The sequence below is a fragment of the Rothia sp. ZJ1223 genome, assembly GCF_016900985.1.
In the GTDB taxonomy this organism is placed as follows: Bacteria; Actinomycetota; Actinomycetes; order Actinomycetales; family Micrococcaceae; genus Rothia.
Genome location: NZ_JAFEUT010000003.1, coordinates 337675 through 354349 on the forward strand (window position 1 = coordinate 337675; position 16675 = coordinate 354349).

A 16675-nucleotide genomic window follows, 5' to 3' on the forward strand; every position below is an offset into this window, starting at 1 on the left:
GCCGGTGGCGATTTCAGTCTTTTACTGGGCGCAGATGGGCAGCTCTACCGCCGCGTGATCTGCGTGGTCGTGCCCCTCGTGCTCATCGTCTGCGGAATGTGCTCCGTGGGCCGTATGCTCCATGGCAGCAGCAGAGTGTTCATCACCGGGTGCGTACTCCTCTTGGGCACCTTGGTAGTCACGCACCGCAAAAGTAAAGTTCTTTGATGACTCCGGGGTTTCAATGGCTACGTCAAGGGTGGACCCGGTGGGTAGTGAGCATCCAAGATCCATAAACATGATGTGAGATCCACCGGGTTCCATAGTGAAAGACTCCCCCGGTTCAATGGTGAAGCCTTCAGGAGCTTCCTTCATAGTAGAAGTGCCGGTGGTGGGATCAATCTCAGTCACGTGCAACTGCACCGTATCGGTAGCCGCACTCGCAGCACCGGTGATAGTAACAGTTTCCTCGCTGGTGTTCGTTAAGGTACCAAAAGCAGCGGTCATACCTTTATCAGCCGCTTTGGCCCAACCATCAGCCAGCTCCAGGGGTGCTTCTGCTGAAACAGCGGTGCTACTAGCTGCGTCCGTAGTTGTCTTTGATATTGCCTCCGTATCAGATGCGCTACAACCGGTCAGAGCAAGAAAGCTAAAAGCAACAATAGCTGCCAGGGGGCGATAGTTCACGGTCGTCTTCTTTCGATGAGTTCTATCAACACGTATTAGTTCTTGCGATTCTTCGCCACGACTACGCCCACCATACCAATAGTGGCTAGAGCAGCGAGCGTCATGATTACTATATTGGTTGTATTCAAACCGGTGGCAGTCGAAACATTATCAGTAGTGGCATCTGCGGACGCGCTTTCTTTAGGGGCATCAGAGACGAAAGCCTCTGCTGGGGCAGCTGCCGTGTCGGATGCGCCCTCCCCCACCACAAATTCGTAGGTGCCCTGAATGGGATGACCGTCAGATGACACTACACGCCAGGTGACAGTGTAGGTTTCGTCGGCAGCGGCATCCCCAAGATTAAGGTTCTGTGTAACCTGCTTACCGTTAACCGTAGGCTCTCCTTCAGCTACGCTGTCGCCTACAGAGTTAGTCACCCGCACCTGGTTACCGATATCCATGATTTCGCCGCTGTAGGTGAGTTCCAAGGCATCGGGGGCAGTCTCAAGCTCAGCACCGTTTTCAGGGTTTGATGAAATGAGTTCATCGTGTGCGTACGCCGGTGTCAGCGCCCCAGCGCATACCGCCGCGGCAATACCCACTGTTGCTAATACACTTCGCGAGATTGTGGGGGTCATGGTAAGTACAGACTTCATTAATCTCTTCAAATCCTTTGGTAAGTATCGATGAGGGGGCGGCTGCCCAGGTGCTCCTCATTGTAGTAGCTCTTCCTGATAAACAGGTGAGAGAACCCTGCTTCGTTCTCGTCTCTGGCGGAAGCTCTAAAAACACCCGTACAGCGCGTCCTCTGATAAAAGAAAAAGTTTGATAGGTATACAAAAGGTCGCTTCATACTAGAAGTATGAAGCGACCTTAGTGTGAGGGGAATCCCTCAATGAGACCTAGAGTGTTTCTTGAAGAATTTACTTCTTTGAAACAGCAGCCTTCAGCTTTGAACCTGCGGTGAGCTTTACGCCGTGACCTGCAGGAATCTGAATGGTTTCGCCGGTCTGGGGGTTGCGGCCGGTGCGTGCTGCACGGTCAGTGCGCTCGATTGCCATCCAACCGGGAATGGTGATCTTTTCGCCCTGAGCAACTGAAGACTCGAAAACCTGGAACAGTGCGTCGAGCACACTGTTTACTGCTGCCTGGCTGGTGCCAGCCTTTTCTGCTACCTCTGCGACGAGTTCGCTGCGGTTCTTAGCCATTGATGTCCCTCCTGAGACTAAGTACATGAAGTGAGGTTCACTTGGTTTATGAGAACCTCACCACACAATTTACCAGCTTGACTTGGTGATACCGGGGAGTTCGCCACGGTGTGCCATTTCACGGAAACGCACACGTGAGATGCCGAACTTCTGGAAAGTACCGCGGGGGCGACCATCAATCTGGTCACGGTTGCGAACACGTACCGGTGAAGCGTTGCGGGGAAGCTTCTGCAGGCCGAGGCGTGCTGCTTCGCGCTCTTCGGGGGTAGCATTTTCGTCTACGAGGGTCTTTTTCAGTGCTTCGCGCTTTTCAGCGTAGCGAGCAACGATGACCTTGCGCTGCTCATTGCGAGCGATCTTTGACTTCTTAGCCATTGTTTAGCGCTCCTCTCGGAAGTCAACGTGCTGACGCACTACGGGATCGTACTTCTTAAGAACCATACGATCGGGGTTGTTGCGGCGGTTCTTACGGGTAACGTAAGTGTAACCGGTGCCCGCAGTGGACTTGAGCTTGATGATCGGACGTACGTCCTTGCCCTTTGATGCCATAGTTAAATCTTCTCCCCGCGAGCGATAATTTCAGCTACAACTGCGTCAATGCCGCGAGCATCAATAACCTTGATGCCTTTAGCTGACAGGTTGAGGGTTACATTGCGACGAAGTGAGGGTACGTAGTACTTCTTCTTCTGAATGTTCGGATCAAAACGACGCTTGTTGCGACGGTGTGAGTGCGAGATGCTGTGTCCAAAGCCGGGAACAGCTCCGGTCACCTGGCAGACAGCTGCCATAGTAGTCTCCTCCAAATGTTGACGAAATGACGGTGCGCAGTGTGCTCTTTCTCAACCGGTAAGCGGCCGGTTACAGAAGAACAGTGAAGGCGTCCCGCCACCAAGGTAGAGCACCGGGTTATTCTCCAAGGCTAGAGTGTTGAGAACCTCGCAACCCGGGTGAGAGTCCGGATTGGGGCCTGGCCGCGGGAAAAACGGTGAAGCTTTGTTTAGTGGTCGAGAGGTGTTGCCACCACTACGAACAGCCTTAAATACTAGGTAAGTCACGCCCTCGATGCAAGCGCAACAGTCTTAAAATCCTTGACTTTCCGCGGTTTATTACGGGTCAGGGCAACTGTTATGCGCGTATTTAAGGGGGAACAACCTGTTTAAAGGCACTAGATAATTCTAGGTGAAACAGGGCATTTCTGCAAGTCAAACCGGGGTTTTTACGAGCAAAAGCGGGGTGTTTTGCGGCTCTTACCATCAGTAAATTACATACTTGCAATTTAAGATGTGACTTTAACGGCTTAAAGTCAGTTGATGGCTAATCTCTGCCTCTGTTCCCCTTGATTTTAAGATCCAGACACTGCTGACTCACCCGCTAGCTCTCAGCTCGTCCTGCCCTCCAATACCCCATAAAAGAGATGCTCTTTTTATCAATGCCAGCCTCGTTCACACAAATGCGCCGCAAATTACGCACCACTCCAGCCTCACCGGCGATAAAGATGTAGGTGTCACTACCACCCTCGGCAACCTGCCAAAGGTAAGGTTCATCCACTGCGGGAGCATCCTCATCAGCAACTGACGCACCGTTTACGCCTAAGATCGCCCGTAGGGTTTTCTCAAGGAGCTGGCCTCGCTCACCGTGCTGAGCACGCGGCATCCAGTGTAAGGTGAGATTCTCTCGCCCCTGGTTTAGCACAGGGCAGTCAGCGAGTTCCTGGGGTAGCTCTCCCTCGCCCGCTGGCACTTCAATCAACGCATCAAGTGCTACCTGGGGCGGTAGCTCCCTAATAATCGAGAAGGCAGCGGGGGCAGCGGTTTCATCGGCACATATCAGGACGCGCGTAGCGTCTTGCAGGTTCCAGCTAGCCCACAGGCTGGCGGGTTTGCAGGGACCCAAGAAAGAGATGCGATCGCCCACCTGTGTGTTCGTTGCCCAGGCAGAACCCGGTCCCATACTACCTGCCTCATCTTGGTGTAGCACGAAATCAATGTCTATCTCAGGTATGTTCTTGTGCTGGTCGATACCCCATCTGGCAGCGCGAACAGTGTAGGTGCGCATCCACCCGCGTTCATGCTCGGGCGCAGACAGCCATTCTTCGCGCCATGAATCGTTCAGACCGATAACTACCGGCTCACTCTGCCCCGGTGGCGGTATCAGCAGTTTGATGTATCCATCGAGGGTCGCGTTATTGCCGTGATACTGAAAAGCAGAGTAATCATCAAGGAATTCATCGGCAAGGGTGATTCTGACGAAGTGCTCTGAGAGACGCTGCACCCTCGTCACAGTGGCGGTAAACAGAGCGAACTGGGTTGTACCCGTTGTATAGACTCTGCGGTTGCTGCTCATAGGGTGCGCCTTTCGTTGGGAACTCGCGCGTCCGGAACAATAACGGTTGCGCCTGTGCCCACAGGGTCGGATACCGAGGCTTTGAGCCCGAAGATAGTGTGCAAGTTCTCTGCGGTAAGCACCTCAGCCGGGGTTCCCTGACTTTCGATTCTTCCATCGCGCATAGCAACCAGGTGGTGAGCTACCCGCGCGGCGAGGTTGAGTTCGTGTAGCACCATCACCATGGTGGTGCCCCGCTGTTCGTTGAGATCAGCCAACAGGTCAAGAAGTTCCACCTGGTGGGCGAGGTCGAGGTAGGTGGTGGGCTCATCGAGTAATAAAATATCTGTTTCTTGGGCGAGCGCCATCGCAATCCATACACGCTGACGCTGACCGCCTGAGAGGGAGGTAACGGAGCGTTCAGCAAGTTCTATGGTGTGGGTTGCCTCTAATGCCCAGGCCACAGCCGCATCGTCTTCGGCGCTGTGGCGTGCAAAAAGCCCCTGGTAAGGGTAGCGTCCGCGCCCCACAAGATCTGCCACTGTGATGCCGTCTGGTGTAATCGGTGCCTGCGGCAGTAGACCGACTTGACGAGCAAATTCTTTGCTGGGGAAGCTGTGAATATTGATGCCATCAAGAGTGATGTCACCAGATTCTGGTTTGAGCAGGCGGGAGATGCCGCGCAGCAGGGTTGATTTTCCACAGCCGTTGGAGCCGATGATGGCTGTTATTTTGCCGGTAGGAATTTCTAAGCTGAGGTCTTGAACAATGGTTTTGGCACCGTAGCCTAGGTTCACCCGGTTAATGAGAAGGTGGCGAGGTATTGCCTGTTTCATGGTTATGTTTCTTTCTGCGCTTGAACCAGTAGCCAGATCAGTGCCGGTGCGCCTAATGCACCGGTGAGGATTCCCACCGGTAAGGGACCAGAGGGAATATAGTCGGTGGCTATCGCATCAGCCGCGATTACGATGATCGCTCCCGTAAGGGCTGAGGCGAGCAGAGAGTGCCTGCCACCAATGAGTCTGCGCGCAATTGGGCCGGAAACAAATGCAACGAAGGCTATGGGGCCGCTGGCTGCGGTTGCTACTGCTGCCAACAGTACGCCTAAGACGATGAAAGTCCAGCGGGTACGGGCAACGTTCAGCCCCAAGCTGTGGGCGAGGTCTTCCCCCACCGCCACCGCATGCAGACGGGTGTGCAGGGCAAAAACGACGGGCACAATCAGTGCTAGGGCGGCGGCAACGATGCCAATACGGTTCCAGTTAGCTACTGAGAGCGAACCGGTCATCCACAAAGTAGCTGAGGACGCACTTTGTAGACTCATACGCGCCAGCAGGTAGTTGATGATGGCACCTGCAAGAGCTGAAACGCCGATGCCCATGAGAATGAATCGGTTGCCCACATTTGTGCGTCCTGCCGCCAAACCCATGACGCCGACTGCCACCAGAAGTGAGAAACCGATAGCGAAAAGTGAGAGGGTCAGGCCGCTCGCCGCCCAAAAGACGATACCAAGCACAGCACCCAGCGAGGCGCCAGTGCTGATGCCGATGATATCCGGTGAGGCGAGGGGGTTTCGCAGCAGTAGCTGAAAAGTCGCACCGGCTGCACCGAATGCTAGCCCCACTAACAGCCCCAAGACTGCCCTGGGTAGCTTCTCTTCCATAACGATAAACCGGGCACCGCGGGCGTTTTCAAGGGTTCCACCTTGCACGATGGTGAGAAAGTCCCCCGGTGTTACGGTGTAATCCCCCAGGAGCACCCGAGCGAAGAATACCGCGGTGAGTAGTGCTACTAGGGCGGCAATGACACGAGCAGGACGTCTGCCTGCTCGCCTGCGAATATCGCGTACTCGTGCTGCGGGTATAACTGACGAGGCTGGTTCTTTAATCAGTGATGCCATGTTTACAGATCAACTGTCTTGTGAAAGCGGATCAGGTAGAGAAAAACGGGAACACCGATTACTACCATGGTGACGCCCACCGGCACTTCTTCAGGCGGTAGGATGATTCTGCCTACTGTGTCAGCCAGGATCAGCAGGCTGGCACCCAGCACGGCAGAGAGGGGAATAATTTTGCGGTAGTCCGGGCCCACCAGCGAGCGCACAGCGTGGGGAGCCATAAGACCGATAAAGGCGATGGGTCCTGCCATCGATGTCGCGGTGCCACACAGTAAGGTGATGCCGATAAAGATGATGAAGCGTTTAAGGGCAACGTTTTCACCCAGCGAAGCTGCCATGTCATCGCCCAGAGCAAAGCTATTGATAGTGGCGGCGTTGAGCAGCAGTACCAGGGATCCAGCAATCACAAGGAACACGCCGGGGATGTATTCTTCCATTGAAGCACCGGCAACTGTGCCCAGCTGCCACTTACGCAAAGAATCCAGGACATCGCTGAACCGCAGAATAAGAGCCGCGGTGAAAGACCCCAGACCTGCTGAAATTGCCGCGCCCATCAGGGCGAGTTTTACGGGGGTTGCCCCGTCGCGTCCGATCGATGCCAGCGCGTAGACCACTACCGAGGTTACCGCCGCGCCCACGAAGGCAAGCAGGGCAAAAGCTGTGGCTGACTGAATACCTAAGAACACGATGCCAAAGACAACGGCAAAGGCCGCCCCCGAATTTACTCCCAAAATACCGGGGTCACCCAGGGGGTTGCGGGTAACGCCCTGCATACCTGCCCCGGAAAGTGCGAGGGCAGCACCAATGGTAGCGGCCCAACAGGTACGCACCAGACGTTGGTCAATAATTGCGCTTTCAATCTCTGTTACAGGTTGTCCTTGCAAGTAGCTAAGAAATACCCCGGCATCCAGCACTCGAGTACCCAGCAGCATGGAGGCAGCCAGCGTCCCTACACATAAAACCGCAGCGCACAAACTCAGCACCGGGTACCCTGGGGCGACAAACGCTATTCTCCTCAAGTGCGGTCTAGTTTTCGTTCTCATACATACCCTTAGAAAAGGCCCACCGCCTCACCCTGATCTCTCAGGGGGCAGTGAGCCTTATAAAACTGTGCAGTGTTAGGAAGCGTTGCGAGTGTTTTTGATAGCCTTCGACATACGATCCAGCACGTCGGTCTCGTTCACTGCCCACATCAGTGACAGCGGTGAGGTTGCAGAAAGGGCAAGACCGAAGGTCTTATCGGCTTCAAAGACCACTGCGTCGTTCTTGATTGCGGGCATCTGTGCAAACAAATCGTTGCTCTTAACCTTCTCGATCTCGTCTTCAGTATTCACCCACGCCCAGACAACATCCGCCTCAACCTGATCCATGACCTCAGCTGAGACATTGACAAAGAAGCTGTCAGCAGAACCCTCATTTTCTTTGATGTAAGGAGCTAACTCCATGCCCATGAGACTGAAGAAACGCGGACGCGCGTCTATTGAGGTATAGGCACCGAAAGTGTTCTGTTCGAGGTCAAAAGCGCCAGCGATAAAGGTTGCGCCCTTGAAGTTCTCGTACTCGGCTGCTTTTTGGATAAGAGCTTTTTCGGTGTCTTCAATGAGTTTTGCGGCTTCATTTTCTTTACGCAGCATTTTGCCAGCCATTTCTACGGTCTGCTGCCATGATGCCGCCCATGGTCCTACGCCTTCAGGTGCGGGCACAACGGGGGCAATAGCTGAGAGCTTGTTGTAGATTTCCTGGCTCATATCGCCGTAGGGAGTGAAGATTGCGTCGGGGGCGAGCTTGGCAAGTTCGGTGTAGTTCGGGCCGTCGGTCTCATCGTAGCGGGTGGGTTCTTCTCCACCGAGTTCAGCAAGTTTAGCGTCGAACCAGGGGGTGGAGTTGTTCTCATTGTTACCCCAGGTCACTAAAGGGGCACCTACAGGCACTACGCCGAGGGCTAGTACCGCGTCGGGGTTCTGCCAGTTCTGAACAATGGCGATTTTCTGGGGCACTGCATCGAATGTTGTCTCACCGTAGGCATGCTTGATGGTGTAGCTACCACCCTCAGTTTTTTCCGCTGAAGAAGGCGCTCCGCCGGTAGATCCTGTTGAGCATCCTGCAAACAGGGTTGATGCGACGGTTGCAGCAGCGGCCTTCAAAAAGGTGTTGCGTGAGATGGTGACCATGGGTAGAAAACTCCTCAAAAACGCACAGAAGTGTACTGTATTAAAATTAAGGCAAACCTTACTTACCTATTAGACTACCCTGAGTTCTTCATTTTACCAAGTTTTTTATGACCTAATTCAATTGAGGGATTCCCTAATGCTCCATCCCTGATCGAGCAGTTGCTGCCTGAAGATGGGGGCGGTGGTGTAGGCGAACTGCTTAGAGACATGATTATCGTCCATGTAAACAACCACGTTACCAACCACGGCGGGGCAGAAACCGTCAGGGCAATATGAGTCCGTGAGATCAACGTGGTAGATGTTCGGCAGACCGCTAAGACCCGCGATTGCTGCGTTGGTGGGAGCCAGCTTATTTTCCAGAGGCTCACCACAGCCACTGTAATTCAGCATGTTTTCTTCGTAGCATGTGAACATGTTCTGCACGAAACGGGGGTTATCGCGCAGAGCAATGAAGTTGCCTCCGGCTGCGGTTACCTGGCGAGCGACATTATCCAAACCGCGCACGAACTGCTCATCACCAGATGCGCTGCTGCTACGGGTAGACACGGCCACCACGTTGTCAGGGCGAAGCCCTGCAATAGTTTTGAGCGCTTCAGCGTTGAATTCTTTACAGCTGGGGGTGTTCTCTGGTCCTGCCACCGAGAAACTCTCTGCGGGGATGGTGAAACGACAACCGGGGCGCAGCATCACGATGAGGTTGCTCCCCTGGTTCTCAGCAAATTCACTCACCATGGGCAGGGCGTGGTGGGCATGCGAATCTCCCACCATCACGGTCAGCGGCGCATCAACATCACCACCGTACATAGCTGCCCAGCAGTCACGCTCGCCATCGGAGTTCTCCAGCAAAGGATTGGGGGCAAACCCCGGGTAGATCGAGCTACAGCTACCCTGCAAGGCAATACGCTGCTGGTCCACAGTGTAGGGAATCGGTTCTTCGCGGTAGATTGCATTGGGGTCAGTATTGAGGGCACCGGGGAACATATCAGACCCCGCCATAGCTTCGTATTCGCTACGTGCGTCTGCCCGTTCCTGCACTGCGTAAGCTGATGCGGTGACAGTGCCGCCCACAGCAGCCAGGCAGGCAAGCACTGTTGAGATAGGGCGCGCCCAGGGATTGTTGGTGCGGTACTTCTCAAATTTTGCACGACGAGTGCTAGGGGGGGCAGTACGCGCTTTAGAGTCTTTGCCGCCTCGCAGTGGCTGTTCGATGAATCGGTGCAGACACCATGCCAGAGCAACAGAGATCAGAATAATAATGAGACCGTCTAGCCATCCAGCTTGAGTTTTGTTGGCTACCGCTGTGTAGAGAATCAGCAAGGGCCAGTGCACGAGGTAGAGACCGTAAGCTGATTCACCAATCCATAGAAGAGGCTTGGAAGATAATAGGCTATCGACACCAGCTTTAGAGCCGGTATTACCGGCAAGCATGACCAGTGCCGCCGAGAGAATAGGCCACAGTGCCATGTACCCAGGAAAGCCCGTTTCAACCGGCAAAATCATGCCGGCTGAGACCAGCCCAATAACACCGACCCAGCCCATGATAATGCGCAGGGCTTTGGGGGCTTTCCACAGCATGGTCGCCATGGCGATCAGCGTTCCTGCGGCGAACTCCCACAGGCGAGCGCGGGTATCAAAGTAGGCAAAAGTCTGCTGGGTATTCGTGGAGATAACCGACCAGGTCAGAGAGGCGACGAATACTGTGCCGAACACCAGCGCGGTTGAGCCCATCAGGTTGAACCGTAGCTTACGTACCATGAGCGCCACGCTGGCAAAGAGGATGGGCCAGAGGATGAAAATCTGCCCCTGCATTGATAGCGACCAGAAGTGCTGGAAAGGGGTTTTGCGGGTGGCGTCTTGCTGGTAATAGTCAACAGCGTTGAAGGCTAGGTGCCAGTTTTGGTAGTAGAGCAAAGAAGCTTTAGCGTCTTCTACCAGACCCATGTGGCGCGAGAAAGGCAAAATGAGCAAGGACGCTATCAGTGTCAGAATGATGGCAACACTGGCAGCTGGCATCAGGCGCTGGAAGACATGCGCCCAATACTTTACGAGTTGTAGGGGCTTGTGCTCATTGATTTTGCGTAGGGAAGACAGCGAGAGCAAGAAAGCTGATACCAACAAGAAGACATCAACACCGCCTGATACTTTACCGAACCAGACGTGATACATGACTACGAGTAGAACCGCGAGGGCGCGCAGACCTTGAATTTCGGGGCGGAACCCGCGAGTTTCAATATAGGTGCCGAGGGGTTTCTTACTTCGAGACGTTTGTGCTGAAGATGCCATGTGTTTCCTGTGTGCTTTCACTGTACCTCGTGTGAGTCGCAAAGACCCCTAAAAGCGAAAAACCCCGATTCTCGTTTCTCGTGCGAAACGGGAACCAGGATTTCCACCGTGAAAGAGCCCCCTACCGGATTCGAACCGGTGACCCCCTGTTTACAAGACAGGTGCTCTGGCCAGCTGAGCTAAGGAGGCGAGCTTTGCGCCCTCACAATACTACAGAATTTTAGGCTCTCATGCACTATTGCACGCATCACGATATTGTAGTGGAAAGTATTATCTGCCGGGTGGCGATGGCTGCGATAAATTCTTCGTCATGGCTGGCGCAGATGACGTTGCCACCGTGGGCGGTGAATTCTCCGATCAGTGCCAGTAGCCGCTCGGTGTCATAGGCATTGAGGGAGGCACTGGGTTCATCAAGTAGCAGCACTGAGGGCTGAGGCGTTAGAGCGCAGATGGTCGCGAGCATCTGTTGTTGCGAGAGGGTTAGGTCATAGGGGTTGGCGCCCAGTTCTTCACCGAGCCCTGCCGCTTCACACAGGGCGTGTGTGTAGGAGGGGTCAGCTGCGCGTCCTGCCCGCACCTCGTCAGCAACACTGGTGGTGAGTATTTGGTAGCGGGGGTGCTGCGATGCCAAGCTAACACGCTGTACACGTTCGGGCGGACGCAGCGCAGCCACTTCCTGCCCAGCGACAGTGACCTGCCCACCATAGGTGGGGAGTAGACCCGCTAGGGTACGTAGAAGGGTGGTTTTGCCGCTGCCGTTTTCACCGCGTACTACGAGAACCTCCCCATCGCTCGTGGTGAGGCTAATTTTCGTGAGTAGCTGTTGGTGCGGGGACAACCGTTTACTTTGCCCTGAACGGGGGTGGTAGAGGTCTAGGTTTGCTTTCAGCGTGGCTGGTTCAATCTGCCAGGGTACAGTGGGAGTCTCTACGGTTTTCACGGGGGATCCGGTATCAATCACCTCGGTGGCAGTTTCTAGCTCGTCCGCGCCGCAGCGGGTGGGTGTGCTCCACATGATGTCGTGGGGGTAGGTCGGGAAAGCACTCAGTACCTGTTGGCGACCATTCGCGTCCAATCCCTGCAGGGGGTGTTCCAGCAGCAGGGGTGCATCCCCCAGTGCCAGTAGGGCGGCGATGGCTACTCGCTGGGTTTGGCCGCCAGAGAGCTGCAGGGGGTTACGTTCTAATACATCTTCAATGCCCAAAGTACGTGCTGCGGTAAGAACCCGAACTTGCATATCTTCGCGGGCAACCCCGCGGTTCTCCAAGCCAAAAGCTAATTCTTCGGCAACAGTTTCTGCCGCTCCGCTGATATTCGCAGCGGGTGATTCCCCAGCGCGTAGGGCGTGGGGATGGTGTTCTAAGAATTCTTGAACGTGTTGAGCGTTGTTATCCCCGCGTAGCAGTATACGTTTCATAGCACCACCGCCGCGCAGATTAGAGCGGACGCGCCCACCAGTACCGCGCGCAGATACTGCTGAGCGCGAGTGTCGGCAAAGACCAGGTAGCTGGTGCGCGCCGTTTTATTATCAAGGCCGCGTTGGGCAATTGAGTGGGCACGATCTTCGTGTTCAAGAAGCATGAGGTTCACCAGTGTTCCCAAACTTTTGATTCCGAGGGAAATTCTTTTGAGCAGGGTCGAGTCATCGAGCCCGCGACGAATCTGCCCTTCGCGGATAATGCGGATGTAGCGTCCCAGCAGTGCCGGGGCATTGAGTGAGGTGACGAGAATATAGACCAACCGTGCCGGGAGCTTCCAGCTGGTCAGTGCCCATCGTAAAGCACCCACGCTGTTGGGTAGGGAGATTAGGGCAATGGCAGCGGCGAAATTGAGGATTTGCAGGGCAAATTGGGCACCGTATGCGATGCCTTCAGCGCTGATTGCGAAGCGTATCCAGGGTGCCGGCACCCACTGGGCGTAGATGGTGCCCGCACCGGGGTAGCTAACTGTTTGAATAATAAAGGCGGTGAGGGCAACCGGGCCTACACCCCACAGAACATAACGCAGAAGTTTTGACCCGTGCCCGGTAGCCAGTAGCGGGGTCACCAGTACCACCAGTAAAACTGTTCGTAGCGATAAAGGTAGGGGTAGCAGGGCTAGCGGAGTCGCTGCCAGCCCTGCAACAATCCACGTCTTGGGATTTATACCATTGGTTAGGTTCATGCGCGAGAGAAACGAGCCTTTACGCGCTGGGGAATGCCCAGCCCCAGAAGGAAGACAATGAGGAACACTACGCCCTTATCGATGGCGTCAGAAAGAACAGCTTGCAGGGTGGTTGCTGCAAAGAGTGACTGCCCCGTTGCCTGCAAGGTTGCAACCAGCGAACCGGTGCCAACACCCATGCCACCACCGTATACGTAGGCAGCTACAGGGGCGCCAACAAAGCCCGCGATGATGCCCACTAGGACGCCGCTCATGAGGGTGCGCCACCAGCTGCTAAATACGCCCGCGCGTCCGAGATAGCCAGCTAGTAAACCGATCAGGGCAGCACCGGCTGCAAAAGGAATGGTGGTGGGGTTAATGGTCAGACCCCACGCAAGGTTAGTGACCGCACCTGTGGTTGCACCAGCCGCAGGACCTGCGAGGTAACCAATCAAAACGGTTGCAACGGTATCCATGTACAGGGGAATGGGTGAGAGGCCCACGATTTGCCCCAGCACAATATTGATGGCGGCAGCAAAAGGGATAAGAGCAATGATGGTTAGCGGAATGCGCTTGAGATTACCAATCACCAGCAAGATAGCACCGATCATGTAGCCCGCGACCAGAGGCAAGACGACGGTTCCTGATGATGCTTCCTGCTGACCTCTGTATGAGAAAAGAGTCCACAGGTAGGTTGCAGCCATGAGAAGGGTGCCGATAACGACGAGAACGTTGTCGAGGGTGCTGTGAGTATTACCGAGGCGCGCAGTAGCTGCGTGCCTCTGCCCAGAGGTTGATGTCATTTCTGTGATTTTTCCGTGTGTTGCTTGGCTATGCGGCAAAGGCTGCGCGCACAGTTGAGATGAAGTGGTCAAAAAATTCGGGTGGACGCGTGCCGGTAAGTACCTGCGCGTTTGGTTGGCGTTCCCAGCGCCCCAGCCAGTCCGCGATGGTCTGGCCGCGGGTGAGGGTACCGTCAAGCTCCACATCTATCGTGGTGGAGGTCGCTTGCCCCAGCTTGAGCGCGGTAGTGTCGCCTAAGCGAGCCAGCGCTGAGTTCACCGCCAAAGCGGTCACAAAGGGGTCGTGAACATGGGCGATATACCCCAGTCCGTCCCCTTCGTGGAACTCCATATAAAAACGCAGTGCCTCATTGGCGGCATCAAGGATGCCAGTAGGAGCCTGACCCGCGTCTCCGTGTACCAGCTGCTGTCTGTACTCAGCAGTCATCACGATGCTTTCCGTTGCATCCAGTGGGCAGATAACCGGGTGGTGTTCCAGCCCAGGACGCGAGTAGGCATCTAGAACCCGATGCAAAGCCTCAGGGTCAGAGTGTACGTTCCACTCTGTAGTGGGCATAGTATTGCCTCGGTGGTTGAGAGCCCCGCCCATAATGTGTATGGAACGCAGCTTACGGGGAAGCTCCGGGTCTAGTTCAAGTGCCAAGGCAAGGTTGGTGCTGGGTCCTAGAACCACCGCGTCCACCTCATGCAGGTGAGCGTTGACGGTCTCTACCCATAGGTGCGCTCCCCCACCGTGAGTCTTACCGGTATGTGTATCTTGATCTGGCAAGTGCGCGTACCCGGTACCTTGTGGGCCGTGCGTCTCTGGCGTGGTCGTCAGTACCTGCGCGAGAGGGTTTTCAGCTCCTAGTTCCCAGGGTACATGGGACGCCTCGGTGAGCGTCAAGATCCCCCGCACGTTACGCGCAACCTGCTCCGTGGTGACGTTACCGCCCGATGCGATGATCCCAACGATATCGACCGTCGGGTGCGCCACAGCGTATGTAAGCGCCAGTAGGTCATCAATGCCGGGGTCGCAATCAATCAAGAGCTTCATACGGGACATAGGCACGGGTTTCCTTTGAATTCGAGGAGGGCACGTAAAAGGGCAGCTACTACTACAGGTATTTCACTGTAGTAAGTAGCTGCCCCTACTTACAGATTCAATCTTAACTTATGCCTGCTTAGATTCGATAATGGCGTTAATCCATGCTTCGAAATCTTCAGGTGAGGTGTTGAAGGTCTGACCGTCAGCGTACACGGTGGGGGTTCCTTGGACGCCGTTACCTGCTGTTTCAGTGGTAACAACGTTAACCAGTGGGCGCCACTCATTATTACCCAGTGCCTCCGAGATATCTGCGCCGTGCTTAGATGCAATCTCCTCGATAATGTTGTCGTTGAGACCGCCCTGACCCTGGTGGCTGAATATTTCAGCCTGATAGTCCATGAACTGATCTACGTTCACCTGGTTAGCAACAGCGTACGCCGCGTTGGCGGTGCGTGCGGAATAAGAGGTGGGTGATGAGCGGTCGAGGAATGCTACGTTGCGGTATTCCACCGTTACTTTGCCGTCTTTGATGAGGTTCTTTAGCAGTTCATTGTTCTCTTTTTCGAAAGATGCACAGTGAACGCAGTTGTAGTCTTGGAAGACAGTAACGTGTACGGGCTCCCCATTAGCGGACGCCTCTTTTGCAGTAGCAACGCCCATGGGCAACCCGGTATCTGAGTTCTTGATGTCATGTACAGAGCGGGTTTCCATGGTGGCTGCACCTTTTTGGATGCCGTCCGCAGTGAGCACAATTCCACCGTAATCATTTGAGGATTCGGGAATTGAACTGGAATCAGCAATCTGGCTATTGCGGGCATTCACCACGACGATTGCGATCATCGTTACGATTGCTGCTACTACCGCCAGCACGGCAAGCTGCAACCAGCGGCGATTGTTTTTTGCTTTGTTGTTGCGCTGAGCCTGCTTGGCTGCCACCGCGCGGGCTGCGGCACGTGCGTCTTTGGCGGCGGTATCTTGTGAAGCCATGAGTGGTTTCTCTTTCTACGGGCAATTCTTTCGGTATAAGCCTAGCCCATAAATACAGTCAGTGCCATTAGGTTTTTAGTTTCCCCAGAAACTTTTAGTTTACTGCTTCCTACTCTATGTTTAGATTCCATTATCTAAAACCCAGGAGGCGAGATGCCAAGCTCGTTGCGCTCTAAAAGCCGGAAGGAAAGAGTGAGTATCTGCGTGCGGAGGTTGCTGCGCAGCGTAAAGATAGTACCCGGTAAAAGCGATAATTACTAGGTCTATGAGCTCTGATGATGTTGAAGAGAGGACTTCTGAAGACTGGGCGATACGCTCAGGTTTGTAGGTTCCACCGGTTGCAAGTACATCAACGATAACGCTTGCAGCGTCAAAGAAAGCGGCACCTTTGCACGCCCACGGCCAGTCAATAAGTATGCCCTGATTTTCAGGACTAATTAGAAGATTGTCTGCACGTAAGTCGGTGTGTACTAGTTGCTCTCCTGCAAGACTGGGCACAAGGACGCGGTCGATTTTCTCTGCGTATTCTTGGGCTTTTGAGTTAAGCTGACTAAATAGTGAAGCGAGACCTTGGACGTGAGGAATATCTCCAGATAATTAAAGTTCTCGAACCTCAAGGGTTGAGCAAGATTTCTCTCCCAGCAACGCATTTCATCAGCCATCGATACCTCTAGAAGATCAAGATTCTCCAGCCCCTTCAAAGGAGTATTGGCGATGATATCCAAAGAGCGCATAGTGGCGCAAATATGGGTATTATTCCACGGTTGATGAGGGTGCTCTCCCCACCTCAATGTCTTCTAGCAATAAAGCAACCCACCCGTCCTGGTCATAGGATGCGATAAGCTGTGAGACAGGTAAGGACGAAGGAAACTTACTGGTAATTCTAATTTCGTTTCGGTGCAACTGCGCCGTTGCAGGATGTTTATCTACTGATACAGCTTTAAGAAAAGCTCTTTGCCCGTTAGCAAGTAGCAACCTGTCTGCTGTGCCTAGACTGAATCCTTGTGCCTGCGAATCAGCTAAGGTGATTTCACTATTGAGCGTCTGAGCTACCCACCTCTGTACCTCTATAGGAAGCTCACACCAAACAACCCCCTAACTATTCAAGCCCCATAAAAAGAAACCCACACACCCAAAAACCCTTAAACAAGAAAAGCCCCACCACCCAAACAACGAAACATAATTATCCA

At 54.3% G+C, this 16675-nt stretch carries 18 protein-coding genes and 1 tRNA gene; all 19 read right to left on the reverse strand.

Annotated features, from left to right (window positions below; translation table 11 throughout):
• Positions 1-21: 21 nt before the first annotated feature.
• Positions 22-666 carry a copper chaperone PCu(A)C gene (locus JTP09_RS05790; protein WP_204877493.1) on the reverse strand — a complete coding sequence of 215 codons (645 nt, stop codon included), beginning with the start codon at positions 664-666 and terminating at the stop codon, positions 22-24.
• 35 nt (positions 667-701) lie between these two features.
• Entirely contained in the window at positions 702-1301 is a 600-nt protein-coding gene (locus JTP09_RS05795) for a copper resistance CopC family protein (protein ID WP_239478836.1), read from the reverse strand.
• 267 nt (positions 1302-1568) lie between these two features.
• The gene (locus JTP09_RS05800) at positions 1569-1853 is read right to left on the reverse strand and encodes an HU family DNA-binding protein (RefSeq protein ID WP_204877494.1); all 285 of its coding nucleotides are present in this window, start codon (positions 1851-1853) and stop codon (positions 1569-1571) included.
• A 69-nt stretch (positions 1854-1922) separates the two neighbouring features.
• Complete coding sequence (rpsN, locus tag JTP09_RS05805) at positions 1923-2228, reverse strand: 30S ribosomal protein S14 (protein ID WP_204877495.1); 306 nt, start codon at positions 2226-2228, stop codon at positions 1923-1925.
• Positions 2229-2231: 3 nt separating this feature from the next.
• A complete protein-coding gene (gene rpmG / locus JTP09_RS05810) occupies positions 2232-2402 on the reverse strand; it encodes a 50S ribosomal protein L33 (protein WP_204877496.1) in 171 nt (56 codons plus the stop codon).
• A 2-nt stretch (positions 2403-2404) separates the two neighbouring features.
• Positions 2405-2641: a 50S ribosomal protein L28 gene (rpmB, locus tag JTP09_RS05815; protein ID WP_204877497.1), complete on the reverse strand. Its 237-nt coding sequence runs from the start codon at positions 2639-2641 to the stop codon at positions 2405-2407.
• Between the two features lie 583 nt (positions 2642-3224).
• On the reverse strand, positions 3225-4196 hold the full coding sequence (locus JTP09_RS05820) for a siderophore-interacting protein (RefSeq protein ID WP_204877498.1): 972 nt from the start codon (positions 4194-4196) through the stop codon (positions 3225-3227).
• Positions 4193-5011, reverse strand: coding sequence for an ABC transporter ATP-binding protein (locus JTP09_RS05825; RefSeq protein ID WP_204877499.1), 819 nt, complete (start codon positions 5009-5011; stop codon positions 4193-4195). The genes JTP09_RS05820 and JTP09_RS05825 overlap by 4 nt, the downstream gene beginning before the upstream one ends.
• A gap of 2 nt (positions 5012-5013) precedes the next feature.
• Positions 5014-6075, reverse strand: coding sequence for an iron chelate uptake ABC transporter family permease subunit (locus JTP09_RS05830; RefSeq protein WP_204877500.1), 1062 nt, complete (start codon positions 6073-6075; stop codon positions 5014-5016).
• A gap of 2 nt (positions 6076-6077) precedes the next feature.
• Positions 6078-7055 (reverse strand): iron ABC transporter permease, encoded by a 978-nt coding sequence (locus JTP09_RS05835; protein ID WP_204877501.1) that lies wholly within the window; start codon positions 7053-7055, stop codon positions 6078-6080.
• Between the two features lie 135 nt (positions 7056-7190).
• Positions 7191-8243: an ABC transporter substrate-binding protein gene (locus tag JTP09_RS05840; RefSeq protein WP_204877502.1), complete on the reverse strand. Its 1053-nt coding sequence runs from the start codon at positions 8241-8243 to the stop codon at positions 7191-7193.
• 117 nt (positions 8244-8360) lie between these two features.
• Positions 8361-10526 carry an acyltransferase family protein gene (locus JTP09_RS05845; RefSeq protein ID WP_204877503.1) on the reverse strand — a complete coding sequence of 722 codons (2166 nt, stop codon included), beginning with the start codon at positions 10524-10526 and terminating at the stop codon, positions 8361-8363.
• A 115-nt stretch (positions 10527-10641) separates the two neighbouring features.
• Positions 10642-10715 (reverse strand) — tRNA-Thr (locus JTP09_RS05850).
• Positions 10716-10773: 58 nt separating this feature from the next.
• Positions 10774-11943, reverse strand: coding sequence for an ATP-binding cassette domain-containing protein (locus tag JTP09_RS05855; RefSeq protein WP_204877504.1), 1170 nt, complete (start codon positions 11941-11943; stop codon positions 10774-10776).
• The gene (locus JTP09_RS05860) at positions 11940-12689 is read right to left on the reverse strand and encodes an energy-coupling factor transporter transmembrane component T (protein WP_204877505.1); all 750 of its coding nucleotides are present in this window, start codon (positions 12687-12689) and stop codon (positions 11940-11942) included. The genes JTP09_RS05855 and JTP09_RS05860 overlap by 4 nt, the downstream gene beginning before the upstream one ends.
• The gene (locus JTP09_RS05865) at positions 12686-13471 is read right to left on the reverse strand and encodes a histidine kinase (protein ID WP_204877506.1); all 786 of its coding nucleotides are present in this window, start codon (positions 13469-13471) and stop codon (positions 12686-12688) included. The genes JTP09_RS05860 and JTP09_RS05865 overlap by 4 nt, the downstream gene beginning before the upstream one ends.
• Positions 13472-13499: 28 nt before the next feature.
• Positions 13500-14516 carry a nucleoside hydrolase gene (locus JTP09_RS05870; RefSeq protein WP_239478839.1) on the reverse strand — a complete coding sequence of 339 codons (1017 nt, stop codon included), beginning with the start codon at positions 14514-14516 and terminating at the stop codon, positions 13500-13502.
• Between the two features lie 108 nt (positions 14517-14624).
• Complete coding sequence (locus JTP09_RS05875; RefSeq protein WP_204877507.1) at positions 14625-15485, reverse strand: DsbA family protein; 861 nt, start codon at positions 15483-15485, stop codon at positions 14625-14627.
• 120 nt (positions 15486-15605) lie between these two features.
• Positions 15606-16070, reverse strand: a complete 465-nt coding sequence (locus JTP09_RS05880) for a phosphotransferase (RefSeq protein ID WP_204877538.1) — start codon at positions 16068-16070, stop codon at positions 15606-15608.
• Positions 16071-16675 lie beyond the last annotated feature (605 nt).

Coding starts and splice junctions, on each gene's coding strand:
- JTP09_RS05860 (WP_204877505.1), bottom strand. CDS start 12,689: ATGAACCTAACCAATGGTATAAATCCCAAGACGTGGATTGTTGCAGGG.
- JTP09_RS05820 (WP_204877498.1), bottom strand. CDS start 4,196: ATGAGCAGCAACCGCAGAGTCTATACAACGGGTACAACCCAGTTCGCT.
- JTP09_RS05855 (WP_204877504.1), bottom strand. CDS start 11,943: ATGAAACGTATACTGCTACGCGGGGATAACAACGCTCAACACGTTCAA.
- JTP09_RS05845 (WP_204877503.1), bottom strand. CDS start 10,526: ATGGCATCTTCAGCACAAACGTCTCGAAGTAAGAAACCCCTCGGCACC.
- rpmG (WP_204877496.1), bottom strand. CDS start 2,402: ATGGCATCAAAGGGCAAGGACGTACGTCCGATCATCAAGCTCAAGTCC.
- JTP09_RS05795 (WP_239478836.1), bottom strand. CDS start 1,301: ATGAAGTCTGTACTTACCATGACCCCCACAATCTCGCGAAGTGTATTA.
- JTP09_RS05865 (WP_204877506.1), bottom strand. CDS start 13,471: ATGACATCAACCTCTGGGCAGAGGCACGCAGCTACTGCGCGCCTCGGT.
- JTP09_RS05875 (WP_204877507.1), bottom strand. CDS start 15,485: ATGGCTTCACAAGATACCGCCGCCAAAGACGCACGTGCCGCAGCCCGC.
- rpmB (WP_204877497.1), bottom strand. CDS start 2,641: ATGGCAGCTGTCTGCCAGGTGACCGGAGCTGTTCCCGGCTTTGGACAC.
- JTP09_RS05830 (WP_204877500.1), bottom strand. CDS start 6,075: ATGGCATCACTGATTAAAGAACCAGCCTCGTCAGTTATACCCGCAGCA.
- JTP09_RS05800 (WP_204877494.1), bottom strand. CDS start 1,853: ATGGCTAAGAACCGCAGCGAACTCGTCGCAGAGGTAGCAGAAAAGGCT.
- rpsN (WP_204877495.1), bottom strand. CDS start 2,228: ATGGCTAAGAAGTCAAAGATCGCTCGCAATGAGCAGCGCAAGGTCATC.
- JTP09_RS05825 (WP_204877499.1), bottom strand. CDS start 5,011: ATGAAACAGGCAATACCTCGCCACCTTCTCATTAACCGGGTGAACCTA.
- JTP09_RS05840 (WP_204877502.1), bottom strand. CDS start 8,243: ATGGTCACCATCTCACGCAACACCTTTTTGAAGGCCGCTGCTGCAACC.
- JTP09_RS05870 (WP_239478839.1), bottom strand. CDS start 14,516: ATGTCCCGTATGAAGCTCTTGATTGATTGCGACCCCGGCATTGATGAC.